At 49.4% G+C, this 17,389-nt stretch carries 11 protein-coding genes; 3 read left to right on the top strand and 8 right to left on the bottom strand.

Annotated elements, in window-relative coordinates; genetic code table 11:
- Window positions 1-168: 168 nt before the first annotated feature.
- The 8 genes from D1831_RS08670 to D1831_RS08635 all read right to left on the bottom strand — a co-directional run bounded on the left by D1831_RS08670 (window position 169) and on the right by D1831_RS08635 (window position 15,234).
- Window positions 169-2,043, bottom strand: coding sequence for an FAD-binding protein (locus tag D1831_RS08670; protein ID WP_125072540.1), 1,875 nt, complete (start codon window positions 2,041-2,043; stop codon window positions 169-171).
- A 581-nt stretch (window positions 2,044-2,624) separates the two neighbouring features.
- The gene (locus tag D1831_RS08665) at window positions 2,625-4,094 is read right to left on the bottom strand and encodes a PH domain-containing protein (RefSeq protein WP_125072539.1); all 1,470 of its coding nucleotides are present in this window, start codon (window positions 4,092-4,094) and stop codon (window positions 2,625-2,627) included.
- Window positions 4,084-4,551, bottom strand: coding sequence for a PH domain-containing protein (locus D1831_RS08660; RefSeq protein ID WP_125072538.1), 468 nt, complete (start codon window positions 4,549-4,551; stop codon window positions 4,084-4,086). Before D1831_RS08660 ends, D1831_RS08665 begins: the two co-directional genes overlap by 11 nt.
- A gap of 214 nt (window positions 4,552-4,765) precedes the next feature.
- Entirely contained in the window at window positions 4,766-11,461 is a 6,696-nt protein-coding gene (locus D1831_RS08655; protein WP_125072537.1) for an immunoglobulin-like domain-containing protein, read from the bottom strand.
- A 202-nt stretch (window positions 11,462-11,663) separates the two neighbouring features.
- A complete protein-coding gene (gene trmB / locus D1831_RS08650; RefSeq protein WP_125072536.1) occupies window positions 11,664-12,314 on the bottom strand; it encodes a tRNA (guanosine(46)-N7)-methyltransferase TrmB in 651 nt (216 codons plus the stop codon).
- An 84-nt stretch (window positions 12,315-12,398) separates the two neighbouring features.
- The gene (locus tag D1831_RS08645; protein WP_125072535.1) at window positions 12,399-13,184 is read right to left on the bottom strand and encodes a phosphotransferase family protein; all 786 of its coding nucleotides are present in this window, start codon (window positions 13,182-13,184) and stop codon (window positions 12,399-12,401) included.
- A gap of 114 nt (window positions 13,185-13,298) precedes the next feature.
- On the bottom strand, window positions 13,299-14,504 hold the full coding sequence (locus D1831_RS08640; protein WP_125072534.1) for an ABC transporter permease: 1,206 nt from the start codon (window positions 14,502-14,504) through the stop codon (window positions 13,299-13,301).
- Window positions 14,497-15,234: an ABC transporter ATP-binding protein gene (locus D1831_RS08635; protein ID WP_125072541.1), complete on the bottom strand. Its 738-nt coding sequence runs from the start codon at window positions 15,232-15,234 to the stop codon at window positions 14,497-14,499. Before D1831_RS08635 ends, D1831_RS08640 begins: the two co-directional genes overlap by 8 nt.
- Window positions 15,235-15,418: 184 nt before the next feature.
- Here D1831_RS08635 and D1831_RS08630 point away from each other — a divergent pair, with 184 nt between their 5' ends.
- The 3 genes from D1831_RS08630 to D1831_RS08620 all read left to right on the top strand — a co-directional run bounded on the left by D1831_RS08630 (window position 15,419) and on the right by D1831_RS08620 (window position 17,375).
- A complete protein-coding gene (locus tag D1831_RS08630; protein WP_125072533.1) occupies window positions 15,419-15,871 on the top strand; it encodes an HIT family protein in 453 nt (150 codons plus the stop codon).
- Window positions 15,872-15,883: 12 nt separating this feature from the next.
- On the top strand, window positions 15,884-16,228 hold the full coding sequence (locus tag D1831_RS08625; RefSeq protein ID WP_125072532.1) for a hypothetical protein: 345 nt from the start codon (window positions 15,884-15,886) through the stop codon (window positions 16,226-16,228).
- A gap of 250 nt (window positions 16,229-16,478) precedes the next feature.
- The gene (locus D1831_RS08620) at window positions 16,479-17,375 is read left to right on the top strand and encodes a peptidylprolyl isomerase PrsA (RefSeq protein WP_125072531.1); all 897 of its coding nucleotides are present in this window, start codon (window positions 16,479-16,481) and stop codon (window positions 17,373-17,375) included.
- Window positions 17,376-17,389: the final 14 nt, after the last annotated feature.

Raw genomic sequence — 17,389 nt, 5'->3', positions numbered from 1 at the left:
CCATTAATTAATTCTTTCTTGGCTATTGGTTCTTTAAGCATCTTAAATTCAATGGTCTTGCATAGGCTAAAAAATATACAAATATCATATCGGGTTTATTTCAGAGTCAAAAATAAAGAGATTGGGACTTATGTCCTAATCTCTTTATTTTTACACACTTTCACATCATTAGCTCAATTTGACTAAGGCTCGCTGAACCGCTTCTTTTAACGCCCGGCTCGAGCGCGAGGCCCCGGTAGCGGCGTCAACTTCGTAAGTGTTTTTAGCCACCATTTCTTGGGGTAACGTTTGTAACGCGGCGGACGCCACGTCGTCACTCTCACTTTCTTCCAACACTTCAACGTTTTCGAGCTTATGATCATCATCGACCGTTACGCGGACGACGACTTCACCGCCCATTCCCGCATCACTGCGACCGATTGCCTGATTAGGGGCGCACGGGTAGTCTTCGTGTGCGGTTGCGTCAGTCCCCAGCGTGTCCGTCGATGACGGCGTGGTTTCAGCTTCAACGGCTTGCGCCGCGTTTTCAGCTAGCGGGACGGTGGTAGCTTTCGGCACGGCCGCATTTTCACCGGCGATCTTACCAAAGATCAATAACTCGGCAAGGTTTCCCCCACCAGCGTACTGATTAACAAACAACGCACCAAGTTCGCCGGCTTCGTATAAGTGTGGGATCGGCGTTCCGGTCGTATCGAGCACTTCCGTCCGTGAATTCCGCCGGGCACCCCCCTGCGTATTCAACATGTTTTGCCGCAGCGCTAACGCGTAATAGGGACCGTCATCCAACGCCCGTAACGACTTCGGATCACGGTGAAAGGCGTAGTCTTTTCCATGGGTCGCAAAGAAATTAAAATCTGACACGGTTTCGGTCAATTTATCCGCGGAAACGCCAATTTGATGAGCCAATTCCGCAACCGAATCAGCCTTGACTGCTTGTTCCGTCATGGTCTTAAACAGATCAGGCGTCAGGATGCCCCGTAATGATAACGGGTAGTTCGACAGGTCAACGTTTTGTAACTCATCAAATTTGGTTTGATCAAAAATGAGGAACGGGTTGCTTTGAGCCGCCGGTGCCCGCCAAGCCGTACCGTGATCGTTGATCTTACCATGCCGGTTAACTTCGTCTTCTTTAAAGTACCGGGTTCCGTCCGTTCCGATCGCAAACACGCTTCCCTGAGTGATCGGCGGACAAACGACGGCCATGTTCCCCTTGCCGCGCTTACCCTTCGTCGTGCGGATCGATAAACCGTGCAGTAGCCCTAACGATTCATAGCTTTGCATGTGCGCGAGGTCGGCGCCCACTTCTTGGGCCATCGTGATCCCGATGCCGTGATTATACAGCGTGCCGATTGGTGCCAGATAATCGGCTCCTAAGTATTCTTGGATCATCCGTTGATTATTTTCAAAACCACCGGTGGTCATGATGACCCCGTTGCGGGCACGAATATTACGCAGGACGTGTCCACGTTCGATCTGTGCACCTAGTACCGTGCCATCCGCGGCTTGTAGTAAATGGCGGGCCGGGGAACTGTACCAGACGTCGATACGGTCCTGACGATCCATGACGGCTTTACGTAAAGCCTTCCATAATCCACTGTCACCGAACCCTTTATGAACGGTCGTCAAATCATAAGCACCCGCTCCCGGTAGTTCCGGAAATTCCTCCGTGAACTGTTTCACTAATGGATCCGCATTGGGATCCTTTTTGAAACGGTACGGTTCGGTCCCAAACGCGTCTTTGATGTAATCTCCCATGTTGACCAACCCCTCAACGAAGGTGTCCAACTGATCCTCATCGATCGCCAGGGGTGCAGCCATGGCCCGGTGGTACGTTTTCAAACCTTCCACGTCATCACCAGAAGCGATGACCTGTTCAGCGTAACGCGTGTTCCCACCTTCATGGCCCTCCGGCGCCGCATCGACCAATAACACTTTTGAACCTGCGTCCGCCGCAAAGCGTGCAGCCGTGGCCCCCGCGCCACCAAATCCGAGTACAACAACGTCATAAATTGCATCCCACCGGGTCAAATTATTAGCTTTCATTTTTATCCACCACTATCCATAATCTAGAAAAATTGGATAGTTCCTTTCTTGCTTATTTACGGGCAGTGTCCGGTGAATCATAAAACCGTTAAAAACAATCACGTGTCTGAACCTTAAATTATTTTTATCCTTGATCGATGACCACCCACTTTGACAACGTCTCCACTTGATCGCACCAATGACGACCAAACGGTTCCCGCATCGTTGGATTTAACAAGATATCTCATTAGTACAGCGCTTACACGTAGTATAACTCATTTTATAAAAATAAGTAACACTTATTGGCTTTTATAGCTGTTTTTGTATATTATTTTTTCAAAAATTTGGTTTTCTCAGATAAAAATCCGACTACCAGCCAATTAGCGGTTACCCACCCTTCATTTAAAACGACCTAAAAAACAGAGGTTGTGACAAAAGTCACAGCCTCTGTTGTATCTCCGAACAATTATTATCGAAACGGGTTTCAAAAGTCAGCAGGCTCCGCTTAACCACGTATGTCAAACAATCCAAGTCCAGGATTGTTCGCCATACGCCGTTAATGCTCACCAGCTAACCGACTTTTGGCACACTCTGTTTTTTGGTTACGCTGGCAAGTACCAGCGTTGAATTTTTTCAATGGTCTCCCTGTCCAGGTAGCGGACCTCCACCGTTTTGGCGGCGTTGCCCGCCCGTAGCTTAACGGTCAGGTGCGCGAGCTGGCCGCGCTGTAACCACACGCTCTGCCGGACTTCTAGGGATTGAACCCTGACCCGCGGCACCACGAAGCGTTCGCGGGTAAACCACGACCCCGTTTGTAAAACGAGGTGGGCGCCGGCTAAAGCGACCCCGGCATTGCGCCCGGCGTAGCGGCCCTGCAAGGTTGCAATCAGTAACCCGACCGGCCAGCACCACATCACAATCCGAAGTAAGTTCGGCAGCCACCACCACACCACCCCGGTCAGGGCCGCCAAGCCGAACCCCCAGAGAAGCAAGCTATTGCGCACGAATAACCAGCAGCCCAGCCGGCCAACCGGAATTAAGGCGGTACTAGGTGGCCACCAGCTAATGAACGGTGCCAGTGTTGCGTCCACCTGATTCGGTTTGATCACCGGTAACAACACCAGTTCCCGGTCATTCTCGTCTTCACCGGCCTGCCCCGCCGTCAACGCCTGAACGGTCGTCAGGCGCAACCATTGCCGTAAAATACTTTGTTTGAGTTTGACCGCTTGGATCCGGCGTACGGGTAAACTGACCCGTTTACTTTGGAAAAAGCCGTGGGTCATGTTGAGCGTTTGCGCCGTTTTGACCAGTGTGAAGTGGTAGTAGCGCTGCACCACGGTGGCGTAGGACGCCAGTAATCCGCAAACGAGCACCAGCACCCCCAGACCAATCAGCCACCCCGTTTGCAGGGTCACCAACTGGTGTTCTAACTGGTCAACGGTGCGTTCGGGGGCCAACTTCGTGAGCTTGTCGTATAGCCAGCCCAGCACCAAAATGATTGGTACCACGCCTAACGAACTGAGCGCGTAAGTATTTAAGGCGGACCAACTAATTTGATAGCGCGGCTCCGACGGGTTTTGACTAAGCGCCGTATCCGCCGATTGAGCCAACGCAGCGACCGGGTGAACTTGACCGTGCCGGTAGGCTTCAATCAAATCGCCCACGCTTTGCGGTACCACGGCCAACTGCCCCTCGCCATCGTCGTCCTGCTTGCCGGCGGTTTCAATCGTCAAACGCTCTAAATGCAGCGGTCTTAAATAGAACCACTGGTTGCGTTGAACGGTTTGAATTTTGGCGTAGGGGATGTGGGTGACTTGCCGCACGAATAAACCGCGCTGAATCGTCACGCCCGCGGGGGTCACCTGGTAAGTGAAACGCCAGTAACGGACGCCGGTCGCCACCACGCTTAACAGTGTAAGTCCCCCGAGGCCGACCAGTCCCCAGAACACCGCGGTTTCCGTGGCGAGTTTGTCCAGCAGGAAAAAGCCCAGCACCCATAGTAGTACCAAGTTGCGGCCCGTTCGCCATAAAAATTGAATTAATGCCGGCCAGGCCAAGTGTTTAGGCTTCATCGCGGGCCTCCCGCGCTAACCGGATGATCTGCTCACGCAATTGGTCGGCCACCGCTGGCGTGACCCCGTCAATTTTATCGCTCGCCGCGGCCGTTTCGACCGTTACCGCCTGTAATTTCACGAGTTGCAGTAGTGGTCCGGCCGCTAACGTCACGTTTTGAATGCGACCGATTGGGATCGCGACCTGTTTTTTAAAAAAGACCCCGCTACTTAAATACACCGCGTTTTCAGTGATTCGGTAACGCCAAAAAGCGTAACGGTACGGAATCAATCCAAGTTCGACCACGACGTCCAACAGGCTTAAGACCACCCCAAGTACCGGTAACCACCCCCACCAGTGCCAATAAGTGTGCGCCAACCAAAGAGCCGCGCTGATCAGTAGGCCGACCCCACCACTGATCAAGGCCGCATAACACCAGACGGTTTTGATCCGCCGCGGTAACTGTTCTGCTTGCATTTAACACCCTCCAAATTAAGTCTCGTCCCCCAAAGTTTAGCATAGTGGTCACGCTTTTAAAATGACCACTAAGACTGAAACGACGTCAACCTCCGTTGAACCAAATCACGACCAACCGGCAACGCTTCGTTTGCGAATGATTGCCGGTTGGTCGTGATTTAAATTTCTGGCACTGCTTGCGCCGTAATGAACAATCCAATTATCAAAATAACGTTTACCGCTTGCGTCGTGGGAACCAGAACGTTAGCAACGCGATCAGGCTCAATAGAACGGCGCCGACCTTGCTAGTAGGCGCGTCTTCGTCCGTCTGCGGTAACGTCGCCTGACGAGTCACCCGGCTGGTTTTAGCAGGTGCGTTACTTTCCCGCCGAAGCGCTGACTGTGCTGGGGCCAAGCGAACCGGCGTGCTAACTGCTTCAGTCGTGACCGGTGACGCTGCTTTCGGCGTACCGCTTAGCTGATCCGGTTTGACCGTCGTTACGGGCACACCGGGTTCAGTTGAAGTCGTTGGTGTTGCTGGTTCAACTGGCCGTTCCGGAGCCGTTGGGGTCTCGGGCACAACCGGTTTATCCGGGTTCGCCGGGACTTCCGGTTCAATTGGCTTATCCGGATCAGTTGGAACTTCCGGTTCGACCGGCTTTTCTGGATCCACTGGTACTTCCGGTTCGACCGGTTTTTCCGGGTCTACTGGCACTTCTGGTTCAACCGGTTTTTCCGGATCCACTGGTACTTCCGGTTTGACCGGTTTTTCTGGGTCTACTGGCACTTCCGGTTCAACCGGTTTATCCGGATCCACTGGTACTTCCGGCGCACTCACTGTCACGGTCGCCGTGGCACTTTGGCGTCGCTGCTGCTGATCAGTGAACCAGTAAGTTACTTGGTACTGTCCCGCTGTGGCCGTATTAACTGGATCACTAACTTGGACCCGGTCAAGTGGCACGGTGCTACCGTCCACGTCACGGGCCACTAAAACGTTAGCCAACGCGTCCCACGCATCACCGACAGACAGTTGAACGGCGGTTTGGTTTAATTGCAGCTGGGCCTCATTGGGTAAAACGCGCACGTCGGCTGTGGCCGTCCACCGTTTTTGCTGCTGGTCCACAAAGCTGTAAGTCAACCGGTAATCTCCAGCAACCGTTGCGTCAACTGTTCCGTTCACTGAGACCGTGACTTTAGTTCCGTCTACGTCCGTAGCCCGAGCAACATTGTCGTTTGCATCCCACTGGTCACCGACCCGGAGTTCAACCACTGACTGCTTAAGGCTTAGGTTGGCCAAGTTTTCTAGGACACGTACCTCAGTCGTTGCGAGATGCTTAACGCCCTGTTGATCCGTAAACTCATACGTGACCGTACCCACACCCGCCGTGGTTAAATCGATCGTGCTGTTAATCGTAAGCTGATTAGTCGCATCAGTTCCGTCTACGTCCGTGGCTCGTTGAATATTATCAATAGCGTTCCATTGATCACCAACCCGGAGTTCAACGTTCGAATCCTGAACACTTAAATCGGCTAAGTTTTCCAGCACCGTCACCGCTGTCGTGATCAAGTGCTCGATTCCATGCTGATCCACGAACCCGTACGTTACCGTGCCTGAACCAGTTTTGCTCGTGTCAACGGTACTACTAATGACAACTCGGTCAGTAACATCGGTCCCGTCCACGTCCGCAGCTCGTTGCAAATTGGTCCGTGCATCCCACACATCACCGACCCTAAGGTTAATCGTTTCTTGTTTAACGTTTAAATTGGCCAAGTTTTCTAAAACGGTAATGGTCGTGGTTGCCGTATGCTGGAATCCTTGCTGATCAACAAATTCATAGCTGACCGTCCCTTCACCAGGAATAGTCAAATCAACGTTATTACTTATTTTAATTTGGTCAATAACGTTTGTTCCGTCGACATCTCGTGCCTGAATGACGTTATCAAGGGCGTCCCACTCATCGCCAGCTCGTAGCTGAACATTAGCCGCCTTAACCCTTAAACTAACTAAGTTTTCTAACACTTTCACGTTCGTGGTTACAGCGTATTTATTGCCTTGACGATCAGTCAGTTCATAGGTCACAGTATTCGCACCAACTTTTGTGAGGTCAACAGTACCCGTGATGTTGACTTGATCAGTAAGATCAGTTCCATCAACGTCTAGTGCTTGCGCAATATTATTGAGGGCACTCCATTTATCGCCAACCCGCAGTTCAATCATTGGCTCCTTCACGTCTAATTTAGCTAAGTTTTCCAAGATATTTATGTTAGTTGTCGCAGTATGTTTCGTGCCTTGACGGTCAGTCAATTCATAAGTCACGTTGGTCGTGCCAACTTTTGTGAGGTCAACAGTACCGATAACGTGAACTTTATTAGTAATATCAACTCCGTCTACTTCCAGTGCATGCGCAATATTTTCAGTAGCATTCCATTTATCACCAACCCGTAATTCAACTTCGGTCGCCTTAACCCTTAAATCAGCTAAGTTTTCTAACACTTCTACAATCGTTGTTGCACGGTGAATTTTGCCTTGACGGTCAGTTAATTCATAGGACACGGTGTTCGTGCCAATTGTTGTGAGGTCAATATTACCTGTGATGTTGACTTGATCAGTAAGATCAGTTCCGTCTACGTCCAGTGCATGCTTAATATTATCAATCACACTCCACTTGTCACCTGCGCGAAGTTGAACTGTCGGCTCCTTGACATCTAAAACGGCTAAGTTTTCTAGCACTTCCACAACTGTTGTTGCACGGTGGATATTGCCTTGACGGTCGGTTAATTCATAGGTCACAGTATTCTTGCCAACGTGCGCCAAGTCCACCTTACCGGTAACGTGGACCTTATCAGTAAGATCAGTTCCGTCTACATCCAGTGCTTGCTTGATATTTTCGATAGCACTCCACTTGTCACCAGCGCGAAGTTGAACTGTCGGCTCCTTGACATCTAAACCGGCTAAGTTGGCCAAAACGGTCACGATTAATTTAGCTGAGTGCAGCGTTTCCTGTTTATCCGTATAACCGTATAAAACGGTGTACGTCCCCGGTGTAAGCCGATCAACCGTGTCCGTAATTTTAACCTGGGCAGTCGCGTCCGTGCCGTCGATCGCGGTAGCGGTGACAAACGATTTTGCATCCCACTGATCACCCGCGTAGAAAGTTTGCTGCGACGTAGTTAAGGCCAGACCCGCTTGGTTCGCTAAAATGGTGACCGTGGCCGTCGCTGTTTGGCGTTCACCAAACAGATCGACAAACGTGTAATTAACGTCGTACGTGCCGACTTGCTGGAAATCTACCGGGTTCGTAATCTGAATAGTGGTCGGGTCTAACACCGTACCGTCGGAATCCGTAGCGCTCTCAACATTAGCTAACGCGTCCCACTGATCCCACTGATAAAGGAAAATTGCCGAGTCTTTTAACTGCAGCTTAGCCAAGTTTTCTCCGGCCAAAACGGTAACCGTAGCCGTTTGACTGAGCGTACCGGTCCCATCCGGAATACTGTACACTACCTGATAAACGCCCGGACGGTTCAATTTAACGACCGTTTCACCCGCCGCGTTGATCAACTGAACGTCCACGTCCGTACCGGCAAGTTGGTTCCCCAGTGCGTCAAAAACTAATGCCACGTTAGTCCGCGGGTCCCAGTGATCATCAGTGGACACGGTTTTAGTGTCCTCAGTCAGTGTCAAGCCCTTAACGATCACCTGCACCGTTTTAGTTACTAAATTTTTAAATTGGTCATTAAATTGGTACGTCACTTGGTAAACGCCCGGCGTTTGACCGTCTACGGAACCGCTTACATTTATCCGTTCCAAAGCAACCGTGCTACCATCCGCGTCGGTAGCAGCTTTTAAATTATCACCCAACCAGGTCTCACCCACCGTAATTACCGAATTATCGGCGTCGATAGCGGCCTGATTGGCAACAAATTGCAGGCTGAACTTCTCAATGGCCTGAACCACGTTGGTTGGATCCGTGTAAGTCACGGTGATTTGGTAACGTCCCGTTTGGTCTGGATGAACATCCCCAACGGCCACCACTTTACCAGTGATCAAATCCGTAATGGTAATACCTAACTGATCCATATTTAACGGGGTACCAGCGTTATCACGCGCACTTACAACGCTGTCAGCCAATTTCCAGCTGGTCGTTGCATCGGCAATCTTCGTAATATCGTGCCCGATAATTTCAGCTTGCCAAGTCCAAGTATCGGTTGTCGCCAAATCCGCCTGTGCATCACTGTAGCGAGCGGTCAGTTCCGCCGCCGTTAACGCCTCGCCCGTGCGCGTATTCATCCAACGCCCAGTTGGTCCCTCAGCGTCATTTAGACCCGCTTTCAGTAAGACCGATAATTCGGAAACGTCCGTCAACCCCATACTAGCAAGTAATTTATCCAAGGTCATATCATCATCTTCAGATACATAGTAGATATCCTCTAAAGTTTTAATAGTTCCCGGTAACGTTAGCCGGGAATCCTTGCTTAGGGTTAGTACCCTTAAATTAACGGGAACATCTAGTATTTCTGGCGTTAAAGTTCCCACATCAACGAGATAGTTCCCCAGCGCTTTATCCAAACTAAACATACCGTTTAGTTTCAATGGTACTCCCAAACCATCCCAATAATTTATCCGGCTATTTTTTTGATTAAAGTGAGTCAAATTCAAGTCTGTTAAATTTGGCATCAAAAAAAACATAGCATTGGCATCCGTCAAGTTAGGCGTGTGAAAATTGGTTAAATCTAATGAACCAATTCCGGCATCGCCCATAAACATGCCCATCATATTTTTAACGTTAGTTGTTATAAGCGATGATACGTCGAGTTCCCTTAGTCCGGGCATTCCTGCAAACATCGTGGACATGTCCACGACCTGACTAGTATCAAATGAAGATGAAGATACATTTAAACTCGTTAAGCTAGTCATATTCAGAAACATTTGGGACATGTTGACGACCTGACTAGTGTTAAAATCTGATACATTCAGATTAGTGAGCGCCCAGTCATTCATAAACATACCGGCCATATTCGTAACCTTGTCAGTCTTGAGCGGTGACAAATTGATTTCAGTTAAAGCAATCATGCCAGCAAACATAAAACTCATATCGGTAACCTTGCTAGTATCCAGTTGTGAAATATCTAGGCTCGTCATTTGATTAACATTTCTAAACATTCCGTGCATATCCAGGACACCACTAGTATCAAAACTTGTCGGTAAAGTTAACTGTTCCAAAAAGTTTTGGTTCGCAAACATTTCCGACATATCCTGCACGCTGGTTGTATTCAAATTATCAAGAAGCCCAGAATAAAAACCGTCATATGCTTTGAACATGCCCGCCATGGTAGTCACCTTACTGGTGTCAAAATTACTGATATCAACTGCGTTATGACTGAGGTAACTAAAACTATCAAACATGTGGGACATATCCGTCACATTGTCCGTCTTAAAACTACTTAAACTTAGATCGTCGGGAAGAGTTGTGTGAAAAAACATATAGCTCATATTGGTAACGTTACTGGTATCAAAATCAACCGGACTCATTTCTACAACGAATGCACAATTAGCAAAAAAATAAGATAAATCTGTAACTGCACTTGTTTTAAATTTTTTAGTCCAATACAATTTATGCAAATTTTCAACGTTGTAAAACATATGGGACATATTAGTAACGTTACTCGTATCAAAATCGATATTAATGATAATGCGTCTGCCGTTTATGTTGGAAAACATTCCTTGCATGTTGGTAACGTTACCCGTATCAAAACTAACCGTCATCGAAGTTGGCAACGAATGATTACCAGCTATTTCTGAAAACATATAGGCCATGTTGGTCGTACCCTTTGTGTCAAGATTCTCATCATTAAACTCCGGGTCACCAGTTAATCTAAGACCCGAAAATAGGTGGGTTGCGTCACTACCAACCCGGACCGTGTCCCAAATTTTAACATCCTGAATAAGTAAGTTTTCGTCCTTGGTGGGATCCTTAGTCAGCCACTTTTGCCACCCAATGTTCCCCCAGTCCGTCACCTTACCGTCTTGATCCATTTTCACATTGGTATCCGTTAACTGACCGCCACCAATGTTTAAAACGTTGTTTTCGTCCAGCCACCATTCACTGGTTCCCCAAATACCACGACGGTCTTCTGCCGCCGCGTTGTAACCGTCGTAGTCCGTTACCGCTACGGGTTCAGCAGCCACCAGCGCGGCTTTCGCCATCAACGGTCGCACGGAACCGTGCGCCAGCTGGACTCCCTTAAGTCCATTTGGCGTCACCGTTGCGTCCTCCCCACTCACTGCGATGACTGGTTCCGACGACGTCCCCGATGTCGTGGATTCAGGTTCGGCAGGAGTAGTCGGTTCGACTTCGGTTGGCTCTGATTCGGTCACTTCCGGTTCGGTATTGTTCGTTACGGGCTCCTCTTCAGCCGCAGTCGGCGTAACATTCGTTGCCGACGGGTTATCCGTCGCACTTACCGGCACTTCACTGGTCGTGGTGGCCCCGTTTGTTGCCGAAACTTCCGGTGTATTGGCTGACTTAGCGTCTGCGCTCGTTGCCGGTTGTTCACTAACCGTATCCGCATTTACCTGGTCGGCCGCAGCGTCGGCCCCAGTACCATCATCCGTTGTACTCGTGGTTGCGGGCGGTGTTGACTGTCCCGACTGCTCAGTTTCGTTGGTAACGTTTTCTGCAGAATTATTCATTTTTTCACTAGTTGGACTAGCCGTCTGCCCCGTACGCAACACGGTTGTTCCAGCCGTTGTCGTATCTGGTTGGGTGACCGTTAGCGTCTTGTCATTGCTCGTTTGTGCCGCGTTCCCCGTATCGGCCTGCACGGACTGCTGGTTGATCTGCCACGCCAAAAGCGCCGCACCGGTCATTAACCAAACCCGGCTCGTCGCCTTGCCCCGCGTCATCGTAACCTGACTTTTACTCTCCAAGGTGTTCGCTCCCTCCAAAGGTTGATTCGATTGCAACTAATGTAAAATAAAATAAACCTAACGACATTGTAGCCGAAAGAGCGGACGATATAAAGCGCTTACACCATTTTATTTTAAATTCTTACCCCATAATAACGACCAGTTTATAAACAAAAAGAAGCTTCCCCGAAATTGCTTGGGAAACTTCAATATTTAATGGTCACTATTCTTTGTCCGCCGGGAAAGTCGCGATGATCTTATAGATCGGACCCTTGGCGCTAAATTTTTGTTCGTATTCGGTCTCGACGTTTTCTTCGGGCGTCACGACCGCGTGGAGGTCCAGCCAGACCTGTTCAAAGTGCAGGCCGTAGTTATTCATGCTGGTCAACGAAAATTCAAACAGGCCGCGGTTATCGGTCTTAAATTCGATTTGACCGTTGGGCTTTAAAACCTCTTGGTACGATTGCAAAAACGACTTGTAAGTCAAGCGCCGTTTTTCGTGCCGGGCTTTCGGCCACGGGTCGGAGAAGTTTAAGTATAACCGGTCGACTTCGTGGGGTTCAAAGAACGCCGTGACGGCCTGACCGTCCGCGTGGGCCAGCTGCAAGTTCGGTAACGGTTCTTCAACCAATTTTTTCAAAATAACGGCGATCACCGACGTTTGAATTTCAATGGCCACGTAGTTGATCTCGGGGTGGCGTTTGGCCATGTTGATGATGAACTGGCCCTTGCCGCTGCCGACTTCAATTTGTAACGGTTGGGCCTTTTCAAAACGGCTCTGCCACTGACCCTTTAACTGGGTCGGGTCTTCGGTGATCAGTTCCGGGTGGGCGGCAATTAACTTTGGCGCCCACGGTTTATTTCTTACACGCATAACTATTAATAACTCCTTATCGGTGTCCGTAAAATCGCCGCGAATTCCAACCGGGACTCGCGGCGACCTTTGCTTGCCATTTAATTAGACTTCGTACTGGGAAAGTTCTTCCAAAAAAATAATCTCGTGATTCATTTGGTGGTACTGATTCCGGTAGTAGTTGTCCTTAATATTCAATAATAAATTAATTTTAGCGTACCAAACCACCCGGGTCCGCAGATCCGCGGTCATGGTTTCGCCGTACTCCTTGAACCACGCCTGCCAAGCACTTAGCGGCACGTATTCGCACAGTAACATGCTAATGTCGGAGGCCGGGTCCGCGAAGCGCGCGGAGTCCCAGTCAACTAAGTAGAGCTGCCGGTGATCGGATAATAACCAGTTCTTATGGTTCAAATCGCCGTGACAAACTCGGTAATCCGCCACTGGTAAAGTCGGCAGGGTCCCTTGTAATTCAGTTAAGACGTTTGCCATCAACGGGTGTTGACGCAAATCATCTGGTAAATCGCTCAAATATTCGCGAATAAATTGGTGCGGTCGGACGACCTGACCGCCAACCTTGGTTAACATCCGGTGAAGCAACTTGGAATTGTGCACACGTGCCAATAAATGCGCCACTTCAGGCAGCCGCATTTGTTGCTTCGTTAAAGTTTGACCATTCAGCCACTCTTGGGCCGTTAACGTATCCCCACTCGAGATACGTTTTGTCCAGATCAATCGCGGGGTAATTTCTTCCATCGACAGCGCCGCTAAAAACGGCGAAGCGTTACGTTTAAGGAACAATCGTTGGTGATCTTTTTTGCCCATGAACGCCTTGTTCGTATTCCCATAAATCGGATAAATGTCCCAGCCGTCATCGAGTTCGAAATCCATCAGCCCCACTCCTCTCAAAAAATTTATTTACTCATTCAACTTACTCAACAATCACATTCTAAAGACCAAACCGGCTCGCGTCAAGTCCTTTTTAAGCGTTGCTACGTCGGCGTTTTAAGCTAATCGCAACTTGGCATACCAAGCAACTAAGAGATAGATTTCAACCGCGTTGATCACCAGTAAAAACCCGACTTGGACTAACGGTGCGTTACTTAACCAGAAGGCCGCTAAAAAGATGACCCCGGTCACACTTAACACGTTTGTCAGCAGCCGTTGAAAGTTTGCCAAGCGCCGTTTCGCGCTCAACGGATAAATGTGTGTAAAAACTATATTATCGTAACGCTTATAAAACGGCAACAGTTGGAACCCAATTAAGTAGATAAAAACGACGTCCAACGCCATGGCTAACCAGCCGTGACCGCTGAAATACAGCAGGATGGCGCCGATCACGGTCAAACGGGCCACTAACCCGCTGAATTCGGTCCCGCGCAACATCCCGCGGCTAAACAGGTACCCAAACGCGTGGGCCTGGTCTTTCGGCAACCAGCGCAGCACCCAGTCGAGGTAGCGCCGGCGTTTGACACTCCCCTGCACCATCGGCACGTCGGTAAACAGGTTAAAGAAACGGTAAATGCCGAGCATCCGGTTGGCTTCCAGTTTAACATCGTCGCGCCAAGCAACCACGCTGTGCGGCCACAGCCGGTTGTGCCAAACCCGCTGAACCCCGGCCAACGCTAACGCCAGCACTAAGCTGAGCCACGGCGACACTAATAACCCGAGTGCTAAGATCACGAGGGCGACTAACCAGTTAAGTGGTTTCGACCAGCGTTTAGCGGTCACGGTCAATCGGTACAGGTGGGTCACGGCTAACGTCATCTGACTATCCTTTAACGCCAACTGGGTCACGAGGAGGGCCACCAGTGCCGCGCCGGCAATTTTATCAACGAGGACGAGTAACGGCAGCGTTAAAATCACTAAGCAAACCTGCACGATCTGGGCCAGCCACCAGCTGTAATGCCAGGCGTGCACCAAGTAGCCGTGCAGGTCGCGTTCACGCGGCAACAAAAAGACGGTGTCGGCCGGTTCCAGCAGCGTCGCCACCCGGCCAATGCCGAGGCCGCCCCACAACAGCAGCCCCACAACGGCAATGATCCAAGTATCTTGCGGCCCGACCGTTTTAAGCCAGTTGGAATAGGTCAAGCCCAGGCCACCCACGAAAAACATCAGCGCAATCACAAAGTGGTCGTTAAACACCAACCGTAAGTAGCGCAGCATTTGCCGCAAGTGCCGTTGTAAACGGTGTTGGTATAACTCATTCATGACGGGTCACCCCAGTCAAGCTCAGGTAGATGTCGTTTAAGGACTCCCCGGCGTCCGGGTAATTGGCCTTGATCTCTTGGAAAGTCCCCTGGGTCTGGACTTCCCCGGAATGCAGCAGGACGAAGCGGTCGCAGGCCTTTTCGGCGGTGTCCAGCACGTGCGTTGACATCAAAACCCCGGCGCCACGCTGTTTAACGGTCGCAATCAAATGTAACAGGTCGTGGACCGCCAGCGGATCGAGTCCTAAGAACGGCTCGTCGATGATAAACAACTTTGCGTTGGTGATGAACGCGCAAACGATCATGACTTTCTGTTTCATCCCCTTGGAAAAGTTCGCCGGGAACCAGTCCAACTTATTATCCAACCGGAAAATTTTTAACAGTTCGTTGGCGCGTTCCCAGGCCGCCGTTTGGTCCAGGCCGTACGCCAGCATCGTCATTTCCAAGTGTTCCTTTAAAGTTAATTCTTCATATAATATGGGCGTTTCGGGAATGTAGGCAATCTGGGCCTTATAGGCCTGCGGATCGGTCGCTAACGTCACGTCGTTGAGTGTAATTTTTCCCTTCATCGGCGTGAGTAACCCAATGATGTGGTTAATGGTGGTCGACTTACCAGCCCCGTTTAACCCAATCAACCCGACTAATTCGCCGGGTTGAACTTCAAAACTAATGTCTTTTAAAACCGGAATTTGTGAATAGCCACCGACTAAGTGACTCACCGTTAATGCCATGGTCTTAACCTCTTTCTGTATCATCTAAGTGCATCCATTATAGCATAGGCCGCGCCAATGGTTGAACCGCGCTCCCCCGACAACTGCAACCGGTGCCAACTCCCTTTGATAACGGTGTTTGGATTAGTGTATAATGAAAGCAACTTTTCAATTAACTAAATCTTAAACTAGAAGGTGTTATCGAATGAACGCTTTTGAACCGCAACTCGATGATGATTGTATTTTCTGCAAAATTATTAAGGGGGACATCCCCAGCTACACCGTTTACGAAGACGACATGGTCAAGGCCTTCCTCGACATTTCCCAGGGAACGCCCGGTCACACGCTGGTGATTCCGAAGACCCACGTCGCCGACATTTTCGGTTACGACCGCGATTTAGCCAGTCTCGTGTTCGCCCGCATCCCCGAAATCGCCCGCGCCATCAAAGCGGCCGACGACCGGATCATTGGGATGAACATCGTTAACAACAACGGCGCCGTGGCTTACCAGTCCGTTTTCCACTCCCACTTCCACTTGATTCCGCGTTACAGTGACAAGGATGATTTCCGGATGATTTTCAAGGACAACGCCAAAAAGTACGACGAAACCGACTATACCCGGTTACAAAACGCCATTAAGGCGGAATTGCAAAACTAGGAGGTCCTCGCAATGGCTAAATTTATTCGCAACGGATTGATTGGGATCGGTTTAAGCGCCGCGGCGTACATGCTGATCAATCAAAAAACGCCCAAGGACGTTTACCACGACGTTAAAAGTTACGTCCAGGAAGTGTTGGACGCGGCCGACGACTTACAAACGGCGCGCGAAGACTTCAGTGACGCGACCAGTAATTTGGGCGTGCAGCTGCAACACGCCGCCGAAGTGTTTGACGACATTCAGACCGACATCGATAAGTTTCAGTTTAAAATCGAACCGCACGTCGCCCTGCTGCAAAAACACGCCGACCACTTGCAAGCGACGCTGGACCATTTAAGCGGCGACCAATCAAAATAAGCGTTAAGGCCGTGAGCAACTAGTGTTCACGGCCTTTTTAATGTGCTCAACCAACCCGGGCAAAATCGAGCTAATTCCGAATAATTGCTTGCAATAATTAGTTAAAACGTTACACTTGTGAAGACGTTGTGAATTCTCTGAAAATTTTGTAAAGATTTGCAACGACCTGCAGAAGCCCTGCTAGATATGGTATAGTAGTCTGGTAAGTCTGCTAGTGCAGAAGATTTCAAGAATAGGATGTGTTTTTGGTATGAAAAAATGGCTTATTGCCCTTGCCGGCGTTTTAATGACGTTTACGTTGGCCGGTTGCGGTAGCAAGACAGTTGCGTCAACTTCCGGTGGTAAGATCACCGAAAGTCAATATTACAGTAGTATGAAGGGAACTTCTTCAGGTAAGCAAGTCTTGCAACAAATGATCCTGAACAAGGTTCTTGAAAAGGACTACGGTTCCAAGGTTTCAAGTAAGGCCGTTGACAAGCAATACAACACTTACAAGTCCCAATACGGGAGTTCATTCTCAACCGTTTTATCACAAAACGGTTTGACGGCTAAGGGCTTCAAGGAACAATTACGTTCTAACTTACTCTTAAAGGAAGCCGTTAAGGATAAGGTCAAGATCACGAACGCCGCTTTGAAGAAACAGTGGAAGTCTTACGAACCTAAAGTAACGGTTCAACACATTTTAGTTGCCAAGAGTTCAACGGCTGACACCGTTTTGAAGGCGTTGAAGAAGGATTCGAGCCAAGCCAACTTCACCAAGTTAGCTAAGAAGTACTCGACTGATACCACTACCAAGAACGATGGTGGGAAATTATCCGCCTTTGATAACACGAACACCAGCTATTCATCCAAATTCTTGACCGCAGCCTTCAAGTTGAAGAACGGTGAATACACCACTTCTGCCATTAAGACCAGCAACGGTTACGAAATCATTCGGATGATCAAGAACCCTGGTAAGGGTAAGATGTCTGATCATACCAGTGACTTGAAGCAACAAATCTGGGACAACGACATGAGCGACTCAACCGTCTTGCACAACGTTGTTTCTAAAGTGCTTAAGGGTGGGAACGTTTCTATCAAGGATAGCGACTTGAAAGATATCTTATCTTCATACCTTTCAACCTCATCTTCATCAAGCTCGAACTAATTAAATTAGACCAC

Origin of the sequence: Lactiplantibacillus garii (assembly GCF_003885105.1) — a bacterium.
GTDB classification, from domain to species: domain Bacteria; phylum Bacillota; class Bacilli; order Lactobacillales; family Lactobacillaceae; genus Lactiplantibacillus; species Lactiplantibacillus garii.
Note: the sequence above shows the minus strand (reverse complement) of the source record. Positions and strands in the feature narration are given on the sequence as shown.